At 61.5% G+C, this 6,741-nt stretch carries 6 protein-coding genes; 2 read left to right on the top strand and 4 right to left on the bottom strand.

The features are described from left to right. On the bottom strand, positions 1-1,532 hold a 1,532-nt coding region (locus AC1Q9F_RS22905), incomplete at its 3' end, for a DUF6531 domain-containing protein (RefSeq protein ID WP_492620880.1). 249 nt (positions 1,533-1,781) lie between these two features. Here AC1Q9F_RS22905 and AC1Q9F_RS22900 point away from each other — a divergent pair. After that, a complete protein-coding gene (locus AC1Q9F_RS22900; protein ID WP_007960113.1) occupies positions 1,782-2,477 on the top strand; it encodes an HAD-IA family hydrolase in 696 nt (231 codons plus the stop codon). Between the two features lie 76 nt (positions 2,478-2,553). Here AC1Q9F_RS22900 and AC1Q9F_RS22895 read toward each other — a convergent pair whose 3' ends face one another. Then, on the bottom strand, positions 2,554-3,300 hold the full coding sequence (locus tag AC1Q9F_RS22895) for a 3-oxoacyl-ACP reductase family protein (RefSeq protein WP_492620879.1): 747 nt from the start codon (positions 3,298-3,300) through the stop codon (positions 2,554-2,556). Between the two features lie 125 nt (positions 3,301-3,425). On the opposite strand from AC1Q9F_RS22895, the gene AC1Q9F_RS22890 reads away from it, so the two are divergent. Then, positions 3,426-4,367 carry a LysR family transcriptional regulator gene (locus AC1Q9F_RS22890; protein WP_207985511.1) on the top strand — a complete coding sequence of 314 codons (942 nt, stop codon included), beginning with the start codon at positions 3,426-3,428 and terminating at the stop codon, positions 4,365-4,367. On the opposite strand, the gene AC1Q9F_RS22885 is transcribed toward AC1Q9F_RS22890, so the two are convergent. After that, on the bottom strand, positions 4,336-5,064 hold the full coding sequence (locus tag AC1Q9F_RS22885) for an aspartate/glutamate racemase family protein (protein WP_085711883.1): 729 nt from the start codon (positions 5,062-5,064) through the stop codon (positions 4,336-4,338). The two genes, AC1Q9F_RS22890 and AC1Q9F_RS22885, sit on opposite strands and share 32 nt — an antisense overlap. A gap of 54 nt (positions 5,065-5,118) precedes the next feature. Continuing rightward, entirely contained in the window at positions 5,119-6,663 is a 1,545-nt protein-coding gene (locus AC1Q9F_RS22880; RefSeq protein WP_207985513.1) for an NCS1 family nucleobase:cation symporter-1, read from the bottom strand. Positions 6,664-6,741: the final 78 nt, after the last annotated feature.

Here is a 6,741-nt window from a genome sequence, read left to right as displayed (position 1 = left end):
ACCCAGACCACCGCAGCGCCATCAACCTCCAGCCGATGCGCCAGCGAATGGCTCCAGCCAAACCCCAACCCAACATCAATCTCAGCCGCACTGGTGCGATACAACCGACTGAACTCAAACGGCAACAACCCGTCGAGCACACCATCGGTAAGCGTCAACAATTCCTCACCGGTGACCATCGACACCGGACACCCGTTGGTGCAGGTCAGCGGCGCACAATCGGCACTGTCGCCGTTGGGGTTTTTCGCCTGATCCGAAGCCTCATCCCGAGACTCATGCCGCTCCATTCGCGTCATGCCATGGGACTTGTCACGGGCAATGGCCGCCGGATTAGGCACCTTCAGCACCAGCGCATCCGCCGTGCGAACCTCCAGCGGAATGGCCGGTGTCGGCCGCAACGGCGCCAGCCGCACGTTGACCATCAGCGGTTTCAAAGCGCTCGCATGTCGGGTCAGGTCAGGCGCCGAGGTCATCTCCGCCAGCCGCAACGCCGAAGCCGCCAGCCATTCCCGCACACGCGGCGACTTGATCTTGCCCAGTATCTTGGTGCTTAAGCGCAGCGGCACACCCATGCCACCCGACACACACATCAGCAGAAAACTGACCAGCAGTTCGGCCCGAACCTCAGCCACCACCTCGGCCAGATACTGCGGCGGCAGCATCTTCAGCCAACTGGTAAAGGCCGCCAGATAAATGAACAGCAACGGCTCATCGCCGAGCATCAGCAGGCCATTGGCGATGGCGTCGGTGGATGCCGTGAGCAAGGCATCCAGTTCAGCGTCGGACAGGTACTGCAGAAGCTTTTCGCTGTTGGCCTGCAAATCGGCGAGCAGCGCAAACAGTTGCTTCACGTCATCCCAGACACCATTCAGGGCTGATTCGAAGCCGTGCCAGTCAGCCCGTTGCAACTGCCCGTAACGCTCGGTGAAACCGGCGCCGGAAAACTCCGTCCACTGCGGTTGAAACCCTTTCCATTCCTCACGCAGCCAGCCTTCCAGGCCATCAACAAGGCTCTGATACGAGGCGTACAACGTCTGGATATGCGTGGTGGAAACATCGGGAAAGAAGGTGATGCGATAACGCTGGCCCCGGTCGCAATCGTCGACCTTGAGAATGCCGCTAGGGCCGATGGTGTAATGCAGCGGTTCGCCGAAACCCAAAACACCGTCGACATCGGAAATGACCGGTTCAAGGATCACCGGCGTATCGCCGATCGGCACAAACCGCGCGGCTTCGAACATGTGCACCAGCGTCAGGGAGCCGCTGGCGGAACACATGGCGACAGAGGAACTGATGGGTTTGCGGCTGGCGACCGGCGCACTGAGCCGGACATCGTTGCCGACCTGGAACACTTGCTCGACACCCAGCGCGGTGCCCGTCCAGAACTGCTCGGCCCAGGCGTCATAGTTGTTGAGACAGAGGCGAAACTCCTTAAACAGCTTTTCGACGTCGGGCTGATCAGGGTTCAGCGCAGCGACCACCAGCAAACCAATGCTGTTGTTCAGTTTCAGGAGTTGGTCAGATGGAAGCATTCGCAGTCACTCGCGCGCATCAGGGGAATGGCGCGAAACTTTGCGGGGGATCAAACAGGAAAGAAGTCAGCCGAGTAGGCGATGTCTGTAGGGCGATTCTCTAAATGTGCAGGAGGGCGTTCGGCGGACAACCGACATTGCCCGTTGCTCAACCTTGGCCGGGCTCGTTATGCTGCTGAACCCTTTAATCAGATCCGAGCAGCGGCGCTATCCACGCCGCCCGGGATGTCTTTGATAACGGATCCGATGATGAATGCACCGCTGAAGGCGTTCGGCCCGATCAAGGCCGTGATTTTCGATATGGACGGTTTGCTGCTGGACACCGAGGGCATCTACACCGAGGTCACCTCGCTGATTGCCGAGCGTTACGGGCGTACCTTCGACTGGAGCATCAAGCAGAACATTATCGGGCGTGGCGCCGGCGATCTGGCCCGTTATGTGGTCGAAGCGCTGGATCTGCCGATCACCGCCGAAGAGTTTCTGGTGATCCGCGAGCCGCTGATGCGCGAGCGTTTTCCCACCGCGCAAGCGATGCCGGGCGCCGAGGAACTGATCCGCCACCTCAAGGCGCACAACATTCCGATTGCCGTCGGCACCAGTTCATCGCGTCAGTCGTTCGGTCAGAAAACCACCTTGCACCGCGACTGGTTTGCACTGTTCGACTTCATCGTCACCGCTGACGACCCGGAAGTCGGCGCGGCCAAACCGGCGCCGGACATCTTCCTCACCGCCGCGCGCCGCCTGGGTGTAGCGCCGGAAGATTGCCTGGTGTTCGAAGACTCGCCATTCGGCGTGACGGCGGCGAAAGCAGCCGGCATGACCGCCATCGCCATTCCCGATGCCGCCATGGCCGATGAAAAATACGCACACGCTGATGGGATTCTTCGTACGTTGAAGGCGTTCACGCCGAGTGCATGCGGATTGCCGGCGCTCGACTGGGCCTGATCAAATCGCGAACAAAAAAACGCCGCCCCTCTGTCAAAGGAGGGGCGGCGTTTTTCGTTATCGACTATCTGATCAATCAGGCGCCGAAACCACCGTCGATGGTCAGGCTGGCACCGGTGATGTAACCGGCCTCCGGGCTTGCAAGGTAAGCCACGAAGCTGGCGATTTCCTCGGCTTTACCGTAACGACCCACCGCCATCAACGGGATCAGGCTGTCGGCGAACTCGCCGTGAGCCGGGTTCATATCGGTGTCGACCGGGCCGGGCTGCACGTTGTTGATGGTGATGCCGCGTGGGCCGAGGTCGCGGGCCAGGCCTTTGGTCAGGCCGACCAGTGCGGACTTGCTCATCGCATACACGCCGCCACCGGCGAAGGGCATGCGGTCGGCGTTGGTGCTGCCGATGTTGATGATGCGCGAGCCTTCGCCCATGTGTTTGGCGGCTTCCTGGCTGGCGATGAACACGCTGCGCACGTTGATTGCCAGGGTCTGGTCGAAGTCTTCCAGTTTGAAGTCTTCCAGCGGCGCGACGGCCAGCACGCCGGCGTTGTTGACCAGGATGTCGAGGCGGCCAAAGGTTTCGACAGTGGCGGTCACCGCGTTGCGGATGGCGCTGGCGTCGGCGCTGTCAGCCTTGATCGCCAGAGCTTTGCCGCCGGTGGCGGTGATGCTGTTTTGCAGTTCTTCAGCCTTGGCGGCCGAGCTGACGTAGGTAAAGGCAACCGCGGCGCCTTCAGCGGCCAGGCGTTTGACGATGGCGGCACCGATGCCGCGAGAGCCGCCTTGAATCAGAGCGACTTTACCGCTGAGGTGTTGAGTGGTCATGTTCGATCTCCAGAAGTTTCAAGGCAGGCTGCCTTGGTGTGGTGTCGAGTATCTGCCCCTCGCCACCAGGCGAGTAGACCGTGGTTGCTATAGTCTGTGTAAACCAAAAGTTTAGAGTGGCGGCCATGGAAACCTTTAGCAGTATCGAATGCTTCGTGCGCAGCGCCGAAGTCGGCAGCTTTGCCGAGGCCGCGCGACGTCTGAGCCTGACACCGGCCGCCGTGGGCAAAAGCGTGGCAAAACTGGAAGCGCGCCTCGGCGTGAGGCTGTTCCAGCGTAGCACCCGAAGATTGACCCTGACGGAAGCGGGGCAACTGTTTCTGAGTGAGGTCAGCGGCAGCCTGACCACCATCCAGAACGCGGTGAACAATCTGGCCAGCGCCGGCGGCCAACCGGCTGGTACGCTGAAAGTCAGCATGGGCACAGTGTTCGGCCGCTTGTACATCGTGCCGTTGCTGGGGGAGTTCCTGAAAAGGTTTCCGGCGATCAACCCGGACTGGCATTTCGATAACCGCCAGGTTGATCTGATCGGCCAGGGTTTCGATGCAGCGATTGGCGGTGGCTTCGAGCTGCCCCAGGGCGTGGTGGCGCGCCGGCTGACGCCGGCGCACCGGGTGTTGGTGGCTTCCACGGATTATCTGGATCGATACGCGCCGATCAGCGAACCGGACGACCTCAAGCTGCACGACGGCATCCTGATCCGCTCACCACAAACCGGTCGCGTGCGCTCCTGGCAGTTGACGCATCGCACCCGGCAACACAGCCCGCTGACCCTCAAGGCTCGAATGACCATGAGCGATTCCGAAGCCGCCTGCGCCACGGCGGCGCAGGGGTTGGGGATTGCGCTGGTGAGCATGCCGTTCGCGGTCGGCTACCTAGAGGCGGGGACTTTGCAGCGAGTCTTGCCCGACTGGTACGTCGACGACGGCAACATCTCCATCTATTACGCCGAACACAAATTGCTGCCGGGCAAGACCCGGGCGTTCGTCGATTTCGTCATCGAGCAGTTTTCAACCCTGGGCCTCGCTGAACGGTTCAACGCGCAAAACGTGCTGGCCAGCCGATGATGGTTTTCGGCCGTGGCGTCGCATACGTGCGCACCTTGGACGTCGACAGGCCTAGTCGAACTAGCGATTCGGCGATGGTCACGGCCGCTGTGACACCATCGATCACCGGCACCCCGGTACGCTGGCGGATCTTCTCATCAAGTCCGGCCATACCGCCGCAACCCAGGCAGATCACTTCGGCTTTATCCTGAGTCACCGCCAGTTCCGCCTGATGCACGATGGCTTCCAGCGCTCGTTGCGGCTCATGTTCCAGCTCCAACACCGCAAGTCCGCTCGCCCGTACCGAAGCGCAGCGATCCCACAGGCCGGACAGTTTCAGCCGATCCTCAATCAACGGCACGGTGCGATCGAGGGTGGTGACCACCGAATAGGCGTGGCCGAGAAACATCGCGGTGCTGGCGGCCGCGTCGGTGATGTCCACCACCGGCACGTTGAGCAATTCCTGCAAACCTTCGCGACCGTGTTCGCCGTAGCCGGCCTGGATCACCGCGTCGAACGGCTGGTCGTAGGACATCACCCGGTCCATCACGGCGATGGCGGCCAGGTAACTTTCGAAATTGCCTTCGACTGAATCGGCGCCGAAGTACGGCGTCAGGCCGACAATCTCGGTGCCGGGGGAAGCGACAGCCTGCGCCGAGCGGGCGATGGCCTGGGTAATGGATTCGGTGGTGTTGACGTTGACCACGAGAATTCGCATGGGAAGTCCTTATTACGGTTGGTTCTGCGGCCCCGCGAAGGGCCGCCAAAAGATTCAGTGGCTGACGTTGTCGACGGCGATGGCTTCACCGTCGACGTCGGCGTAGTGCGGCTGGCGTTTGGCGATGATCAGATAGAGCATCCCGGCAATGCCGGCGCCGATCAGCCAGGAGAAGGGCGAAACGCTGTGGAAGCCCGGCACCAGTGCCAGAACGATGGCGATCAGTGCGGCCGGAATGAACGCCGCCACCGCCCGCAGATTGACCCCGCGGCTGTAGTAATACGCGCCGTTAGGGCTTTCGCTGTACAGCTGCGGCACGTGGATCCGGCCTTTGCGGATCAGCCAGTAGTCGACCATGATCACGCCGTACAACGGGCCGAGCAGGGCGCCGAGGCCGGAGAGGAAGTACACGATCACCAGCGGGCTGTTGTAGAGATTCCACGGCAGGATGAGCACGGCGATGGTGGCGCTGATCAGCCCGGCGCGGCGGAAGGTCAGGTATTTCGGCGCCAGGTTGCTGAGCACGAAGGCCGGGGCGACGAAGTTGGCCATGATGTTCACCGCCACGGTGACGATCAGGAACGCCAGGCAACCGAGCACCAGAAAGAACGTGTTGGGGATCGAGGCGATGATTTCGGTCGGGCTTTCGATGATCCGGCCGTTGATCTGAAATTGCGCACCGCATAGCAGGACGGTGATCCCGGCGAACACCAGAATATTCACCGGCAGGCCCCAGAAGTTTCCGATCTTGATGGTCTTGCGGCACGGCGAAGAGCGGGCGAAGTCGCAGAAGTTGAGGATCAGCGTCCCGTAGATCGCCAGCCACAAGGCGCCGCCGGCAAAGATGTTGCGCCACATCTCGCCGCCGGTCAGCGGTTCGCGGATAGACCAGGCGATGGTCGCGTTGGCCTGGGTGTACATCCACGCGGCGAGGCAGGCGACGGTCAGCAGAATTACCGGTCCGGCGAAGGCTTCGTAGCGGCGGACCATTTCCATGCCATAGGCGAGGATCGCCAGCTGTACGAACCAGATCGCCACGAAACACACCCAGCCCAGGCTCGACAGGCCGAGGATTGAGTTGTGGTCGTAGTCAGCGAAACCGGGATGGATCGCCGTGAGCAACACGCGAAACACCACCGACGCCAGATACGTCTGAATGCCGAACCAGGCGATGGCGATCACCGCCCGGATCAATGCAGGAATCTGTGCCCCGTGAATGCCGAAACTGATCCGGCTGATCACCGGAAACGGCACGCCGGTTTTCTGCCCCATGTAACCGGACAGGTTCATGAAGAAGTACACCAGCGCCGCGCCGATCCCCAGCGACAGCAGAATCTGCCAGCCGCCCAGGCCCAGGGCGTACAGACCGATGGCAAACGAGTAGTTGGCGATGTTGTGCACATCGTTGGTCCACAGGGCAAAGATGCTGTATTTGCCCCAGCGCCGTCCTTCGACCTTGGTCGGTGCGAGATCGCTGTTGTGCAGACGCGGGCTCAGTTGCAGCGGTTCGGCGATGCCATCATCGGGCACGCTGTGGTCGAGGGGTGAAGAGGCGGGCAGATTCAGCGCGATGTTGTTGTTCGAGAGACTCGTACGCATTCCGGCAGGCTCCTGATGTTCGGGCCGCGATGACTGTGCATGAGCGCTCGGGCTCGGCAGATCTTCGTCGCGGCGGTG

Source organism: Pseudomonas sp. GW823-FHT04A03 (genome assembly GCF_058796615.1).
The sequence above is the reverse complement of the archived record's forward strand: the minus strand, read 5'-3'. Positions and strand labels throughout refer to the sequence as shown.

Coding starts and splice junctions, on each gene's coding strand:
- AC1Q9F_RS22900 (WP_007960113.1), top strand. CDS start 1,782: ATGAATGCACCGCTGAAGGCGTTCGGCCCGATCAAGGCCGTGATTTTC.
- AC1Q9F_RS22895 (WP_492620879.1), bottom strand. CDS start 3,300: ATGACCACTCAACACCTCAGCGGTAAAGTCGCTCTGATTCAAGGCGGC.
- AC1Q9F_RS22890 (WP_207985511.1), top strand. CDS start 3,426: ATGGAAACCTTTAGCAGTATCGAATGCTTCGTGCGCAGCGCCGAAGTC.
- AC1Q9F_RS22885 (WP_085711883.1), bottom strand. CDS start 5,064: ATGCGAATTCTCGTGGTCAACGTCAACACCACCGAATCCATTACCCAG.
- AC1Q9F_RS22880 (WP_207985513.1), bottom strand. CDS start 6,663: ATGCGTACGAGTCTCTCGAACAACAACATCGCGCTGAATCTGCCCGCC.